Annotated in this window: 13 protein-coding genes; 4 read left to right on the forward strand and 9 right to left on the reverse strand. The window is 39.9% G+C overall.

All coding sequences use genetic code 11. From position 1 onward, the window contains the following. Window positions 1-203 precede the first annotated feature (203 nt). Window positions 204-899, forward strand: coding sequence for a VIT family protein (locus ACIY19_RS02630; RefSeq protein ID WP_409002621.1), 696 nt, complete (start codon window positions 204-206; stop codon window positions 897-899). A 40-nt stretch (window positions 900-939) separates the two neighbouring features. Here ACIY19_RS02630 and ACIY19_RS02635 read toward each other — a convergent pair whose 3' ends face one another. From ACIY19_RS02635 to ACIY19_RS02655, 5 genes are all read right to left on the reverse strand, one after another. After that, on the reverse strand, window positions 940-2928 hold the full coding sequence (locus tag ACIY19_RS02635) for an FtsX-like permease family protein (protein ID WP_409002622.1): 1989 nt from the start codon (window positions 2926-2928) through the stop codon (window positions 940-942). A 1-nt stretch (window position 2929) separates the two neighbouring features. Continuing rightward, complete coding sequence (locus ACIY19_RS02640; protein WP_409002623.1) at window positions 2930-3688, reverse strand: ABC transporter ATP-binding protein; 759 nt, start codon at window positions 3686-3688, stop codon at window positions 2930-2932. A gap of 381 nt (window positions 3689-4069) precedes the next feature. Beyond that, window positions 4070-4342 carry a PspC domain-containing protein gene (locus tag ACIY19_RS02645; RefSeq protein WP_001092797.1) on the reverse strand — a complete coding sequence of 91 codons (273 nt, stop codon included), beginning with the start codon at window positions 4340-4342 and terminating at the stop codon, window positions 4070-4072. 59 nt (window positions 4343-4401) lie between these two features. Beyond that, window positions 4402-4851 carry a SprT family protein gene (locus tag ACIY19_RS02650; RefSeq protein ID WP_409002624.1) on the reverse strand — a complete coding sequence of 150 codons (450 nt, stop codon included), beginning with the start codon at window positions 4849-4851 and terminating at the stop codon, window positions 4402-4404. Continuing rightward, window positions 4838-6967 (reverse strand): Tex family protein, encoded by a 2130-nt coding sequence (locus ACIY19_RS02655; protein WP_409002625.1) that lies wholly within the window; start codon window positions 6965-6967, stop codon window positions 4838-4840. Before ACIY19_RS02655 ends, ACIY19_RS02650 begins: the two co-directional genes overlap by 14 nt. A gap of 130 nt (window positions 6968-7097) precedes the next feature. Between ACIY19_RS02655 and ACIY19_RS02660 the strand changes: the two genes are divergently transcribed. The 3 genes from ACIY19_RS02660 to ACIY19_RS02670 are packed head-to-tail and all read left to right on the forward strand — an operon-like array spanning window position 7098 to window position 8947. Continuing rightward, on the forward strand, window positions 7098-7229 hold the full coding sequence (locus ACIY19_RS02660; protein WP_000268696.1) for an SPJ_0845 family protein: 132 nt from the start codon (window positions 7098-7100) through the stop codon (window positions 7227-7229). After that, a complete protein-coding gene (locus tag ACIY19_RS02665) occupies window positions 7230-8135 on the forward strand; it encodes a permease (protein WP_409002626.1) in 906 nt (301 codons plus the stop codon). After that, complete coding sequence (locus ACIY19_RS02670; RefSeq protein WP_409002627.1) at window positions 8132-8947, forward strand: TIGR03943 family putative permease subunit; 816 nt, start codon at window positions 8132-8134, stop codon at window positions 8945-8947. Before ACIY19_RS02665 ends, ACIY19_RS02670 begins: the two co-directional genes overlap by 4 nt. A 20-nt stretch (window positions 8948-8967) precedes the next feature. On the opposite strand, the gene ACIY19_RS02675 is transcribed toward ACIY19_RS02670, so the two are convergent. From ACIY19_RS02675 to ACIY19_RS02690, 4 genes are read right to left on the reverse strand one after another with little or no spacing between them, the layout of a single operon-like run. Beyond that, complete coding sequence (locus tag ACIY19_RS02675) at window positions 8968-9579, reverse strand: lipopolysaccharide assembly protein LapB (protein ID WP_096406980.1); 612 nt, start codon at window positions 9577-9579, stop codon at window positions 8968-8970. Between the two features lie 17 nt (window positions 9580-9596). Next, window positions 9597-10646, reverse strand: coding sequence for a hypothetical protein (locus ACIY19_RS02680; protein WP_409002628.1), 1050 nt, complete (start codon window positions 10644-10646; stop codon window positions 9597-9599). An 8-nt stretch (window positions 10647-10654) separates the two neighbouring features. After that, a complete protein-coding gene (locus tag ACIY19_RS02685) occupies window positions 10655-11428 on the reverse strand; it encodes a DNA polymerase beta superfamily protein (protein ID WP_409002629.1) in 774 nt (257 codons plus the stop codon). 17 nt (window positions 11429-11445) lie between these two features. Next, window positions 11446-14796 carry a DEAD/DEAH box helicase family protein gene (locus ACIY19_RS02690; protein WP_049484159.1) on the reverse strand — a complete coding sequence of 1117 codons (3351 nt, stop codon included), beginning with the start codon at window positions 14794-14796 and terminating at the stop codon, window positions 11446-11448. Window positions 14797-14820 lie beyond the last annotated feature (24 nt).

Consider the following 14820-nt stretch of genomic DNA (forward strand, 5'->3'; position numbering starts at 1 on the left):
AATCCTTCATTCTCCAATTGATAAATCTACCTTCTATTATACCATAGATAAGTTTAAAAAGGTCCAGTACAGTAGGATAGCACTACTTTTTCAGAGAAACTTCAAAGGGCCTAAAAATTAGAATCGTAGAACTTTTTTCAGATAGTTTAAAAAGTTTGTATTCCCTTACTCTTTTCTCTATAATGGAGAGAAAGGAGATGACTATGACAGAAATGAAACATGAAATTGATGCAAACTTTGCAGGACGACTCAATATCCTGCGCGCGGGTGTTCTTGGTGCCAATGATGGGATTATTTCCATCGCTGGGGTTGTTATCGGAGTTGCCAGTGCGACCAGCAATATCTGGATAATCTTTTTATCTGGACTAGCTGCTATCCTCGCTGGTGCTTTTTCTATGGCAGGTGGCGAATATGTCTCTGTATCCACTCAGAAAGACACGGAAGAAGCCGCTGTCGCTAGAGAGCAACTACTCTTGGATAAGGACATCGAATCTGCAAAACAATCCCTCTATGCCGCTTACCTTCAAAATGGTGAGTGTGAAACGTCCGCCCAACTCTTGACCAACAAGGCCTTTTTAAAAAATCCACTCAAAGCCTTGGTAGAAGAAAAGTATGGAATCGAGTACGAAGAGTTTACCAATCCTTGGCATGCTGCTATTTCTAGCTTTATCGCCTTTGTACTGGGTAGTCTTCCGCCTATGCTTTCAATCACTGTCTTTCCAAGTGACTATCGCATTCCTGCTACTGTTTTTATCGTGGCCCTTTCCCTTCTCGTCACTGGCTATAGCAGTGCTAAACTAGGCAAGGCTCCTACGAAAACTGCTATGATCCGTAACCTTTGTATCGGTCTTCTGACCATGGCAGTAACTTACCTATTTGGACAACTCTTCAGCATTTAAGATAAAAGAAATACCTCGATAAACATCGAGGTATCTTTTTTTACATTTGCACAATCTTGCGATAGCTTCTTGAGGTAATCATAAAGATTAAGACATAGACAATGAGGAAGATAGCACAGATGGACAGAGTGACAGTCAGCATCATGGTTGCATCTAGCACACCAATGACTTTTAGGATGAGGCTAAGCATATGATAGGCAAAGGCAAGGTGTAGGAAGGCAAATAGCAAAGGAAGGAAGAAAACAGTTAGCACCTGTTTGTTGATAGTTTGCTTAATTTGCTTTTGATCGAGACCGACTTTTTGCAAAATGATAAAGCGTTCGCGATCTTCGTATCCTTCAGAGATTTGTTTGTAGTAAATTACCAGAACAGTTCCCACCATAAAGATGATAGAAAGGAAAATACCGATGAAGAAGACACCTCCATAAAGGGCGCTTATTTGCGCACTGCTATCAGCCAAATTGCTTCCGAATACATAGCTTCCCTCTTTTTTTAAGTCTCTATTGAAGTTACCAAGGTATTCTGTAAAGTCGTCAGCGAGTTTGAGCTGTTCTTCCTCACTTGCTGTTACATTCATACCAGCATAAAGTTGATCAAAGAGAGAGGAATCAGGATATTGATCAATAAAGGCCTGCAAATTAGGAACAACAAGATAATTGTAGTCCGATGTGAGAATGTTATACTGATTTGGCACATGTTCCAGAATAAAATCATTTTTAATTTCTTCTTTAACTGTGTAGGTTTGATCATTTAGAGTGAGTTCTTTCTGTCCTTCAAGCACCTTATTCTTGGTAAACAAGCCGACTTCTTTGCCTGAAAGGGAGAGTTTTTGACCAGTCATGTTTTCATAGTCATTTTGGTCAAAGACCATGAAAATGGTTTTCGGTTGAACGAAGTTATTTCCCTTTGTAAAGATACGGAGCTTGGTTCCATCTTGGCTCTCGATGCCAAAACTACTGTGACGAAAGACTTCTTTTTTGGTGACAGTTAATCCCTTATCGCTAGCATACTGACTCAAAAGTTTATCTAAATCTTCTTTTTCAACATTTCGTCCTGTAATTCCAAAATCATGTGGATTCATGAATTTTTTGAAGGTTTCAGAAGCTGAGAAGATACTGGTTGCTGCTGACATGGTTACCAAGACCATGGTGGAAAGGATGGCAATCGTAGCCAGACCAACCGCATTTTTCTTCATACGGAAAATGAGATTGGATACGGAAATCATGTTGTTGGGTTTGTAATAATAACGCTTGTTTTTCTTTAAGATTTGTAAGAAGACTGTAATCCCTGCATTGAAGAGAAGATAAGTTCCCAAAATTACCAACAAGACTGCTACGAAGAAAATCAGAACAGCAGAAAGTGGGTTTTCGACTGTTACTGCTAGATAGTAACCCGCTCCCAAACTAATCAGACCTAGAATGGTTTGGACACCTAAGAAACGTCCTTTTTTCTCACCACTGGCCTTCTCACGAGAGAGCTGAAGGGCATTCATGCGTGCAATACGAAAGGCATTGATAAAAATCAGACCTAGGAAGATAGCTCCAAAGACGATGAGAACTAGGATAAAGACAATTGGTTGGAAAGTCGAAACGAGCTCCACTTTCATCTTCATCAGCTTCAGAAGAAGGGCGAAGATTAGCTTATCAAAGAGAGCTCCTAGACCGAGACCAGCTGTCAAGGTTAAGGAACCAAAAATAAGAAGCTCCTTAAAAACCATACTGATCAAATGGCGCTTTTCGAGACCCAGCATACCATATACACCCAGCTCCTTGGAGCGGTTCTTCATGACAAAACTATTGGCATAAAGTACAATAATTCCAGAAGCGATGGTAACAACCACCATACCGAGGGCAAGCGTCATAGAGATAGTCTCTCCCCCTCGAATCTTGCCAATATTAGGATTAAGTGTCAATGAGTAAAAGAGATAAGTGATGGTCACAGCTAAGAGAACTGCTAAAGCAAAGGGATAGTAGAGTTTGCGGTTTTTGATTAAGTTCGATACCGCTAACTTATTGGTCAATCGAAACATACTAATTCACCTCGCTCGCCATAACAGTCAAGGTATCAGAGATTTCCTGGAACATTTGACGTTCTGTCTTTTCTCCACGGTAGATTTGGTTATAGAGGATTCCGTCCTTGATAAAGAGAACGCGCTTGGCCCTGCTGGCTGCTGCCGTTGAGTGGGTTACCATAAGAATAGTTTGGCCACGTTCATTGATTTCATCAAAAACATCCAGAAGAGCTGCAGATGACTTGGAGTCGAGGGCTCCTGTTGGCTCATCGGCAAGAAGAATTTCAGGCTCTGTGATGATGGCGCGCGCTACTGCAACCCGCTGTTTTTGACCACCCGAGATCTCGTAAGGATACTTCTCTTGCAATTGGTTGATGCCTAAATTTTCAGCAGTCACTACCAATTTTTTCATCATCTCTATGATGGGTCTTCTTGATAAAACTAGAGGAAGCAAGATATTGTCTTTGACCGATAGAGTATCTAGCAAGTTAAAGTCTTGGAAGACAAATCCCAACTTTTCACGACGGAAGCTAGAAGCCTGAGAATTTTTAATGGTTGCTGTGTCTGTTCCGTTTAGGTAAACCTGCCCGCGAGTTGGTTTGTCAAGCATAGCTAGGATGTTGAGTAGGGTAGACTTCCCTGAGCCAGACTCTCCCATGATAGCAACGTAGTCACCCTTTTCTACAGTAAAGTGAATGTCTTTGAGTGCTTCTACTTGGTTTCCTTGGAAACGTGTTTTATAGATTTTTTGAACGTGTTTTACATCTAAAAGTGTCATGATTTTCTCCTTCTTAATATCCCATCATTTGAAACTGTGCTTGCATCATAGCGCATCCTAGTTGAACACGCTCGATATCTTTTTGACTTGGTTTTCTTGTTTTCTTTTGTAAAATTCTTTTCATGGTTTTGCTCCTTTGTTCTTTATGAGTCTAGTTTATCGCAAAAAAAGACGGCTTGCCATAACCTAATCTTACAAAAGAGACTTTAATCTTACATTTTTGTAAGATAGAAAAAAATTTAGAAATTTCACTAAAAGTATTGTACCATAAATGGGGAAACAAGAAGAAAACCCTTGCGAATACAAGGGTTAAAATTCACTTCTTTTTCTGACGTCTTTGAGAAATAAGGAAAGTGTCTATAAACTATTTTCAAATCTGACTCACCAAAACCAGCCATCATTGTCTTCAATGGCTTGGGCTTCCTTGCGTTTACGTGGGCCTGTTCCGTACATTTCGGCTTCGATTTCTTCCTTAGTTGGCAGGATAGAGGCAAGGATGATGTAAATTATCACACCAATTCCAAAATTTGCCACGGTAAAAATGGCAAAGAGAAAGCGGACTAGGGTTACATCAAAATTCCACTTGTCTGATAGACCAGCTAAAACTCCTGACACCATACGATTTCGTCTCATTTTATAAAATTTTGTATTCATGATTGTTTCCTCTTTCGGTATTCTTACAAGTAGTATAGCATGAATCAGAACTATCATCATCAGTCCTTAGGCCGATTTATGATGACGAGTTTGCCACGGCAGACGCCACAGCGATAGCGTTTGGTATCAATCCTTCTCTTACGCTGATAACTTTGCTGGCAGGATTGGCACTGATAGATTAGGTAGGAACTTTGAGATTGTGTTTTCAAAGGTGGTACAAAGCGCAGTCCATCCACTTCTTTCAACAGTTCCTTAAAATCTCGGTCCTTATGGCGATAACCCTTTTTCTGAAAATAAAGATGATAGTGACAGAGTTCATGGCGCACGATTTTGCGAAAGACTTCCAAACCTAGTTCATTATAAACCTTGGGATTAAAATCCAAATGTCCATCCTTGGGGAAAAATCGTCCACCTGTCGTTCGCAGACGAGAATTCCACTGGGCTTGGTGCGTGAAAGGTCTACCAAAGTCTTCGAGGGAAACAGACTGAACGTACTCAGTCAGTTTCATCTGGAGCGAGGAGCGACAGATTAACTTTTTCACGTTCAGTATCGATTTTCTTAACCCAGACCGTTACCAAATCTCCCACTGACACCACTTGGCTGGGGTGTTTGATAAATTTACGACTCATATGGGAAATATGAATCAGGCCGTCCTCGTGAATTCCGATATCAACGAAGGCACCGAAGTCAACTACATTACGCACCACACCTTCCAGCTTCTGTCCGACAACAAGATCCTTGATGTCCAGTACATCTTGACGGAGAACTGGAGCATCAAAAGAGTCACGGAAATCTCGACCTGGTTTGAGAAGGTCGGCAGTGATATCTTTAAGGGTTTCTGGACCGAGGTCTAGTTCTTGCGCCATTTCCTTGACAGAAAGGGACTTAAGCTTATTTTGGGCTTCTTCGTTTAGGTCTTTAATATCTAAACGTTTGAAGAGTTCCTTAACTGCAGCATAGTTTTCTGGGTGAACTCCAGTATTATCTAGGATATTGCTACTTTCAGGGATACGGAGGAAACCAGCAGCCTGCTCAAAGGCCTTGGCACCCAGACGAGGAACCTTCTTGATTTGAGCGCGTGAAGTGATTTTTCCTTCTTCCTCACGGTATTTGACGATATTTTCAGAAATGGTTTTATTGAGTCCAGCTACGTGGGAAAGAAGAGCTGGGCTGGCTGTATTGACATTGACACCGACTTGGTTAACCACCGTATCTACGACAAAGTCCAGACTCTCAGACAGTTTCTTCTGACTGACATCGTGCTGGTATTGACCGACACCGATTGACTTGGGATCAATTTTGACCAATTCAGCAAGGGGATCTTGCAAACGTCGAGCGATCGAGATAGCAGAGCGTTTTTCAACGGTCAAGTCTGGAAACTCCTGACGAGCTAGTTCACTAGCAGAATAGACAGAAGCGCCACTTTCATTGACGATAACATAGCTGACTTCTGGAAAATCTTTCAGAACTTCCGCCACAAAGGCTTCACTTTCACGACTGGCCGTTCCATTTCCGATGGCAATAATTTCCACGCCATACTGACCGATCAAGTCGGCTAAGTCTCGCTTGGCTTCTTCGATTTGACGATCGGAGGCTGGTTTTACTGGATAAATGACTTGAGTCGTCAGCATTTTCCCTGTTGCATCAACGACAGCTAGCTTGGCACCTGTACGAAAGGCTGGGTCAAATCCTAGAACCACGCGCCCTTTCAGCGGAGCAACCAAGAGGAGATTGCGCAGATTGTCAGAAAAGAGTTGGATAGCCCCTTCTTCCGCTTTCTCAGTCAACTCTGTCCGAATGCGTCGCTCAATAGCAGGCAATACCTTTTTCTTAACTGACTGTTGGACAACTTCATCTATATAGGCATTTTTGACTTTAAAACGAGCACCAAAGAAAGATAAGATACGGTCCGTCGCATGTTCAAAGCCAACCTTCAAAATACCTAATTTTTCCCCACGGTTGAGAGCCAAGGTACGATAGCCCTGCATGTTGCCAACTGTCTCTGAAAAATCATAATAAATCTGAAAAACTTGTTTTTCATCGAGATTTTCACCCTTGACTTGCGAAGTGATTTTAGAGTGTCTCAACACTTCCTGATAGGTCATAGCACGTAGATTGACATCTTCGGATAAGGCTTCGACCAAGATATCAACCGCACCAGCCAAGGCTTCTTGACCAGTCGCAAATCCTTCACAGACAAACTTCTCAGCTTCTTTCTCCAAGTCAGCTACATCCTGCAAAATCAAGCGAGCAAGAGGAAAGAGTCCAGCTTCACGGGCAATGGTAGCCTTGGTCCGACGTTTTTCCTTATAAGGAAGATAGAGTTCTTCTACATCTGCTAATTTCTCAGCTGCAAGGATAGCTTCTTCCAATTCCTTTGTTAGCTTACCTTGTTCTTGAATCTTAGCTAAGACAGCTTCTTTACGATCGTTGAGATTTGTCAGACTTTTATCCAGATCAATAATGGCCTTAATCGCTACCTCATCCAGACTACCAGTCATGTCCTTGCGATAACGGGCGATAAAGGGAATTGTCGCTCCTTCAGCGGTCAAACTTAGAACGGTATCGATTTGCTTTAAGGTTACACCCAAATCTTGGGAGATTTTTTCATATTTTTTATCCATATACCTATTATACCATAAGGAACAGCCCTTGTTTCGCCCTACCCTTTTTTACCTCTTTGATTATCAAAATAATCCCTTTTCAAGAAAATAATGGTATAATAAAGGTAGAATGTAGAAAAGAGGTAGGCCCATGGCTGTTAAATTTACAAAAACGGATGACTTGGACAAGATGTTTGAAGAATTCGCAAAACTTCCTGACTTAACACAAGTCACTTTTCCAGATGACAAAGATAAAAAAGAAAAAGTTGAGAAGAAAAAATAGATGACGATTTTCCAATCTCTTCCTCCTAGTGTATTACAAGCGGGAGCTATTTTTCTCTCCATCATGATTGAAGCCCTTCCTTTTGTCTTGATTGGGAGTCTCATTTCGGGATTGATTGAGGTCTATATCACACCTGATAAAGTTTATGAGTTTCTCCCTCGCAATCGTTGGGGGAGGATCTTTTTTGGTACCTTCATTGGCTTTCTCTTTCCTTCTTGCGAATGTGGTATCGTTCCGATTATCAATCGTTTTCTAGAAAAGAAAGTGCCCAGCTACACAGCGGTTCCTTTTCTGGTGACTGCTCCCATCATCAATCCTATCGTTCTTTTCGCTACATATTCTGCCTTTGGCAATTCAATAAAACTTGCCTTCTTGCGAGCGCTGGGAGCTATTGTGATTGCTTTTGTTCTGGGGATTTTCCTAGGATTTTTCTGGAAGGAACCCATTCAAAAAGAGAATCCTATCGCTTGCCATGAACATGACTTTTCACACTTAAGTCCCGCTAGAAAAGTATTTCAGGTCTTTATACAAGCTATTGATGAGTTTTTCGATATGGGGCGTTACCTTGTCTTTGGCTGTCTCTTTGCGGCAATCGTGCAAGTCTATGTCCCGACTCGGATCTTGACCTCTATCAGTGCTAGTCCAGTCCTTGCGATTCTCTTGCTCATGTTTCTATCCTTTCTCCTCTCTCTTTGTAGCGAGGCGGACGCCTTTATAGGTGCTTCTTTCCTCTCCAGCTTCGGTCTAGCGCCAGTCCTTGCTTTTCTGGTCATTGGCCCCATGCTTGATATCAAAAATCTCCTCATGATGAAACACTATCTAAAAGCGCGCTTCATCTGGCAATTCATGGGCATCGTGACAGTGCTTGTCTTGCTTTATTCTTACATGATGGGGGTGATGTTATGATCCGATTTTTCATTTTACTGGGTTATTTTGCCCTGACTCTGTATCTGCAGCTATCTGGCAAGCTCAGTCATTACATAAACCTCCACTATTCCTATCTAGTCTATATCTCTATGGTCCTTTCTCTTCTATTGGCTCTGGTTCAATTCTACATCTGGATTAAGAAAGTCAACTCTCACAGCCATTGGGAGAGTCGTCGAGCTAGACGAATCAGCTTCTTTTTACTGTCACTACCCCTATTGATTGGAGTTGCCTTTCCTACCGTAAGTTTGGACTCGAGAACCGTATCTGCTAAGGGATATCATTTCCCACTTGCTGAGGGAATCGATACAGCTATTCAGGCAAGTGAAGGTACATCCAGTCAATACCTCAAACCCGATACCAGTACCTATTTTTCCAAGTCTGCTTATGAAAAGGAAATGAGGAGTACAGCTGATAAATACCTCTCCCAGCCAACCATTCAGGTTACAGACGAAAACTATATGGAAGTCATGGAAGTTCTCTATGACTATCCACAGGAGTTTGAAGGAAAGAAAATCGAGTTTACAGGCTTTGTCTATAACGATCCTAGCCATCCAGATAGCCAGTTCCTCTTTCGCTTTGGGATTATCCACTGTATCGCAGACTCTGGTGTATATGGACTCTTGACCAAGGGTAACTCACGCCAGTATCCTGACAATACCTGGATCACTGCCAAAGGAACCCTGACCCTCCAATACCATAAAGAACTCAAACAAAAACTCCCAACACTGGAAGTTGAGAGTTTCACAAAAGTAGACAAACCAGAAAATCCTTATGTATATCGCGTGTTTTAATAAAAAGTAGCCTGACAAGGCTACTTTTTATTATTTAGCAATTTTCTAACCTCTTGAGCACCAATCTGATCGCCTGCCTTTTCAAAAAGAACGATAGCTTGTAAAAAATTTTCATGTGATTCTTCAGGATTTTGTATCGAACCAATCTCTCCTAAACCTCTATAGGCACAAGCTTGGGCAATCAAATCATCTGTTTGCAAAGCTTGTTTTAAGGACTGTTCCATATACATGAATGCTTCTGCTACTTTTCCTAACTTTAATCGTAAATAACCTTGCTCATAATTGTTAACAGAAGATTTGAGGGTATCCTCTGTAAAAGCTTCTTCAATGACTTTTTGCTCTCTTTCGATATAGAAAAGGGCTGTTTGAAATTCATTCATTTCACGATAAACCATGGCTAACTGATGATAGCCTATATGTTCATTTTCTGGGTCGCTTTTAGTTCGTGCTAAGTCAATGTAACGCTGATAGATACTTAAGCACTCGTTGTATTTTTGCTCTTCAAGATAAATATACCCCATCAAATTTAACAAACTAAAATCTGTGCAAGTTTCCAATAAAAAATCAGCTTCAACTAATTTTTTAGCCTCATTAATCTTACCCTCAAACAATAAATCCCATGCTTGATTCATACATATCCTCCTGCTTCTTACGTTGTATAGAAAAAAATTGACAAATCGCTATCAGACTCGTATTTTTTCCAAGCTAAACTGAAGCCATAATAATCTTCAAATTCAGGGTGCCAGTCATAATAAAGTGGGACACGACTATACTTTCTCGCTACAACTTCGTCTTCAAATTCTGGAGACTCCCCTGCAGTAATTCCAAATTGAAGACCATTTAGTTCCCAGCTATTGCCCCAAACATTTTCATCAGAGAGAACATCGATCCATCTCGAGGCATCAATATCAAAATCTGCACATAACTCCAATTCATAGAATCTTCTACAGTTAATCTCTGAAGGCTTAATATAAAGGGCACCATCTACTTGGTACTTTGTATCTTTGACTTGAACCTGCGTAATTTTCATTGGAATTGGAACTCCATTTAATTCTAACCAGAAATAGCCTAAGGGAGTTTTGATACTATAATATTGCTGATTAGCAGGTTTAACATTTTTGGAGCAAGCATCAAGAATTCTTCCCAGCTTTATTATATTTCTAAAAACGTTTTTCGAAGTGATTGGGTCGAAATGTGAATACCTACGAATGACACGTTTTAACTTTTCAACAGGAAAAGTGATATCCTTTGGTAGGGCATGATACTTCTGTACAACTAAAGCATTTTTTTCAGTATTTTCCTTCCCGACTGGGACAATAACAGCGTGTCCTATATGGATATTTGGGTCATCACAAATATAAGTATAACCATTCCCTCCTTCCTGAAACTCAACCACAACAAGATTTAACTCTTGATCTGGATCAAAGAGAGGCTCTACCTTTTCTACTTCTTGGCGCTCATAAAAAGTAAAGTGATCTCCATCCCCGTCTTCGCCGAAAACCATGAAACTGCCACACTCAGGGCACTTCCACATATAAAATGACGCTTCAGAAATATCATCATAAGAAATTTTATTATGGTCGTCAGCTTTATTTATGATTTCTTCAAACAACTCATCCGAATAAACTGAATAAGCATTTGGATCGGGCGCTCGGTGGTCATTCATTTCTTGCCCACATTTACATGTCCATTTACCCATAAAAAACCTCAGTCGCGGCCTAATTCTTCAAGAAAAAATTGATTTAGAGCTTTCCAGTCTTTCTTTTCCTCACGAACACTTTGAACGTATGCATCCAGCTCTTTGATATTTTTGATGATGTAGTATTGGATCGGCATAATCGGATCAATTTCCATACCTTCAGGTCCCTTTACCTTGATATCAAGCAATCTTGATACATGCTCTTTCATCTCATCAGGAAGCAATTCTTTCACTAAATCATCAAACAAAATTGGCGGAACTGAATGGTATTTTTCAATCCAACGGCAGACCAAAATGGGACGCAGCGCATAGAAATACTTTTTAGGTTTGACCTTGTCTCCTGAAAGGTACTTATTCATATGAGTTCTAGCAGTATTCAAGTAATGATACAGCATTTTTTTCTCAGAAAAATACTGGTTGGCAAGAGGACGCATGCGCTCGATAAAATCCGTTTGTTGATAAACAATTGGTGACTGTAACCATTCAAAAAGTGTAGGATTTGACTTATAAAGGAGTTTTAAAGTCTTGTCTAAATCCCAGCCACTCACATCCCAAGTGTCGTCAATTGGTAGCTCGATAACATCACGCTGTTCATTCAAACGGAGATAAAAATCTTGCTTGTGTTTGTAGATAAATCGCACATCAAAGTCACTATCAGGAGGCTCAAATCCCCAAGCACGACTACCAGACTCAATAGCCCACAAAACTTTGACATCGAAATCACGCTCAATTTTTGCTAATTTTTCCGGTACCAGAACATTCATTTCTTCTTGCGTTAGCATTTATAACCTCTTATTATTTATGCTGCTTCTCCAGCTCGATCATTAATGAGTTCAATTGTTTGGACAATATTACGAAGTATAGGGAGTTGGTGTTGAAAGAGTAGTTGAACTGAACCATACGATTTAAACGGCTCTTGTGTTAAAACTTTGGTCTCCAAGCAACCATTCTCTACAATGTAATCTACAATCAATTTCACAAAAGAAATCTGCTTGGCATTGAGACTCTCATCCGATAAAAATTTAGAAAAAACTTGATTAGCAGCCTCTCTATCTAAACCAATAATCTCACGAACCAATCTAGGAATTGCCTTATTTTCATAATGTTGTTGGTAATCTGACTTGCTACCTAATTTTTCCCATAGCAATGTTTCAAGTGCAAGTAAATCTTGAGAGGTCAATTTTTCATTATGGTATAACTTAGAAATTGCTTCATCATCTAGATGAGTTTTCAAATAATGTTCAACTTTTTCATTATAAGATCGCAGGTCATTGACTTGTAAATATGGCTTAGTATCATGGACAGTGGAAAGAATGTGATCATCAAAATTGACATAATATACAGTGCGTTCCGGTTTATCCAGAAACTGTAGTAAATCTCGAAGCGCAAGGCGTATTTTTTCCAACTCGGATAAACTAACTTCTTCCCAAAATTCAGGTTCTTGTACTTTCCTGATAATTTCAGCCTGTGCAAAAACTTGTGGTATATTGCCAACCCTAGCAAGGGCTTTAGCTGTTTTCATAACTTGAGATATATGGACAGTTGCTGGCTTAGCCAACAGTTGTCCTAACTGTATCTGAAACAGCCATAAATCAAATCGTCTCGCCATCTCGTCTTCTTTATTTTCTTCAAATAGAATCGGCGAAAGATCTTTCTGGATTGTTTCACTTGTGACGGTCGTTAGATTTTGCCAATTTTCCAACTTTCTGTAAGTATAAACTGTATCTAAGACCATACGAACCCTAAAGTCTAACTCATTTAAGCTCACCATACGTTCATGAAGTTCTGAGACGAGTTGTTGACGGTATTCTCTAGCAAACTGATCATCTTGATAACGAAGCTCCTGCAGTTCACGAATCAAGTCCACCTTGATGTTAAACAAACGTTGAGTCAGAGAAACAATGTGACGACCATCTCCTTCTCTTGGATCAGCTTTGAAATATTCAAAATTATCGCCATAATCAAATACCAAGAAATTTTCCTTATCCTGCTCAGGGCCGAATAAATCTTTACAAAGACGGGTTCCACGGCCAATCATCTGCCAAAACTTAGTTTTAGAACGCACTTTCTTGAAAAAGATTAAATTAACAACCTCTGGTACATCAATACCTGTATCCAACATATCAACAGAAATTGCAATTTGAGGGTATTTCTCCTTAATTTTAAAATCATCAATTAAGGTTTGATAATGCTTAATGCTATAATCAATCACTTGAGCATAATCGCTTCCTTTTTCAGGATAGCGTTCGTTAAAAATATCTCTGATGTATTCAGCATGTCGATGGTTTTTAGCAAAGATAATGGTTTTACCAATTTCGTCACCTGAAGCTGTCTGAATTCCTCTTGTCATTAGTTCGTCTAGAACAATTTTGACTGTTTTTCTATTGAAAATAGAGGTATTAAAATCCTCAGGATCAATATCTTTCTCAGAACTACCATCTTCAAATTGACTATCAAAATATTCTTTTTCGTCTTGGGATAAATCATCGTAATGTAGACCATCCGTTGGTAGTTTTAACTTAGTTTCAATCGAATGATAAGCTACTAAATAACCATCTTTTACAGCCTCTTCCAAATCGTATGCGTATGTTGGAACACCATTCTCCAAGTTAAAGAAACTATAGGTGTTTTTATCCAAATCTTGACGCGGAGTAGCAGTTAATCCTACAATCCTTGCATCAAAATAATCAAAAATTGATTTGTATTTCTGATAAATAGAACGGTGAGATTCATCAATTATGATAAGGTCAAAGTGCCCAACAGTAAAGGGTCGTTGATTTACTTCTTCTTGATCACTGATCGCTCCTATCATAGTCGGATAGGTTGAAAAAACCATACGACTAGATCGAGCACTATCTTTATCCTCTAAGAAATTACAAACTGAAAGATCTGGAAGTAATTTCCTAAACGAATCATAAGCTTGCTTAACTAGGGAAGTTCTATCAGCTAAAAAAAGAACATTTTTTACCCAGTTATGACGCGAAAGGATATCAACTAGGGAAACCGCTGTACGGGTTTTCCCAGACCCAGTTGCCATAACCAAGAGTGCCTGTCTGCGATTATTAGAGAATGTTTCACAGACACTTGTAATCGCATGTTTCTGATAGTGACGTCCAGAAATGTCGTCCCTAATTTTACTAGAAATATCCTTGAGTGGTTTTTGCAAGTGACGTCTGTCCATCAAAAGTTGCAACTCTTCTTGAGAATAGAACCCTGAAACCTTCCGACGATTAACACCATCAAGTATGTAGTGCTTTAAACCATTGGTAATAAAGCAAATTGGCCTATAGCCGATTTGTTTCTCAAGAGCTTCAGCATATTCCTTGACCTGAACCTCCCCTACTTCTGGATTTACAGATGCCTTTTTGGCCTCAACAATTGCTAGAACTTTCCCATTTTTGCCATAAAGGACATAGTCACAGTATCCAGTTCCTGTACCATGCTTCAAACCATGAACGGCTACCTCAACACGACAGTTTTCCTCAAATGTCCAACCTGCTAAACGGAGATCAATATCAATAAAGAGTTTTCTTGTCTCTGCTTCAGATAGTAGATCGATATGGAAAGGTACATCTTGCCGCAGAGCTGCTGTTTCACGTTTTTCAGTATAAGTCTCTTGAATAGTTAAGGACTGACTAGCCATCTGTTCATCGAAATCAGGAAGATCTGGCAAACTGTTTTGTAATTTCGCCATAGATTGTGGCGTTTCTCGAAACTTGATGTTTGCTGAAAGTGGCAATAACTGCTCGTCGAAATAACGCTCCACAAACTCGTTACTGTAGCAATAATCAATAAAATTGACAAATTGATACAAATGATGCAAAGCCAAAATCGCTTCTCGTTCCTTAATTTCTCCACCATGTGCAGCATGATTTCCCCATCGAATTAAAAGAACAATCTGCCTATGGAGCTCAGGATCCACAATCTCTCTAAAATCATCATCCCATACCAAAGAAGATAAGGTGGCACGATAGGGAGCTTCTAAATATGAATCGTGACTATATATCCAATGAACAGCCTGCTCCAAAGCACGGCGTGCCATAAAAGCAGTAGCTACAGTAGATGTCGCGATCATATTCTCAGCTTCTATACAAGGCTTTGAAAAAGATTCATACTCTTCGTTGTTTAAAAGAAAATCAAAATTTCCCATTTTTCTCTCACTTTGAATAAATAG

It is taken from the genome of Streptococcus sp. ST14 (assembly GCF_046098195.1).
In the GTDB taxonomy this organism is placed as follows: Bacteria; Bacillota; Bacilli; order Lactobacillales; family Streptococcaceae; genus Streptococcus.

Excerpts from the sequence above, each read along its gene's own strand:
- ACIY19_RS02630 (WP_409002621.1), top strand. The coding sequence starts at position 204 with ATGACAGAAATGAAACATGAAATTGATGCAAACTTTGCAGGACGACTC.
- ACIY19_RS02635 (WP_409002622.1), bottom strand. The coding sequence starts at position 2,928 with ATGTTTCGATTGACCAATAAGTTAGCGGTATCGAACTTAATCAAAAAC.
- ACIY19_RS02640 (WP_409002623.1), bottom strand. The coding sequence starts at position 3,688 with ATGACACTTTTAGATGTAAAACACGTTCAAAAAATCTATAAAACACGT.
- ACIY19_RS02645 (WP_001092797.1), bottom strand. The coding sequence starts at position 4,342 with ATGAATACAAAATTTTATAAAATGAGACGAAATCGTATGGTGTCAGGA.
- ACIY19_RS02650 (WP_409002624.1), bottom strand. The coding sequence starts at position 4,851 with ATGAAACTGACTGAGTACGTTCAGTCTGTTTCCCTCGAAGACTTTGGT.
- ACIY19_RS02655 (WP_409002625.1), bottom strand. The coding sequence starts at position 6,967 with ATGGATAAAAAATATGAAAAAATCTCCCAAGATTTGGGTGTAACCTTA.
- ACIY19_RS02660 (WP_000268696.1), top strand. The coding sequence starts at position 7,098 with ATGGCTGTTAAATTTACAAAAACGGATGACTTGGACAAGATGTTTGAA.
- ACIY19_RS02665 (WP_409002626.1), top strand. The coding sequence starts at position 7,230 with ATGACGATTTTCCAATCTCTTCCTCCTAGTGTATTACAAGCGGGAGCT.
- ACIY19_RS02670 (WP_409002627.1), top strand. The coding sequence starts at position 8,132 with ATGATCCGATTTTTCATTTTACTGGGTTATTTTGCCCTGACTCTGTAT.
- ACIY19_RS02675 (WP_096406980.1), bottom strand. The coding sequence starts at position 9,579 with ATGAATCAAGCATGGGATTTATTGTTTGAGGGTAAGATTAATGAGGCT.
- ACIY19_RS02680 (WP_409002628.1), bottom strand. The coding sequence starts at position 10,646 with ATGGGTAAATGGACATGTAAATGTGGGCAAGAAATGAATGACCACCGA.
- ACIY19_RS02685 (WP_409002629.1), bottom strand. The coding sequence starts at position 11,428 with ATGCTAACGCAAGAAGAAATGAATGTTCTGGTACCGGAAAAATTAGCA.
- ACIY19_RS02690 (WP_049484159.1), bottom strand. The coding sequence starts at position 14,796 with ATGGGAAATTTTGATTTTCTTTTAAACAACGAAGAGTATGAATCTTTT.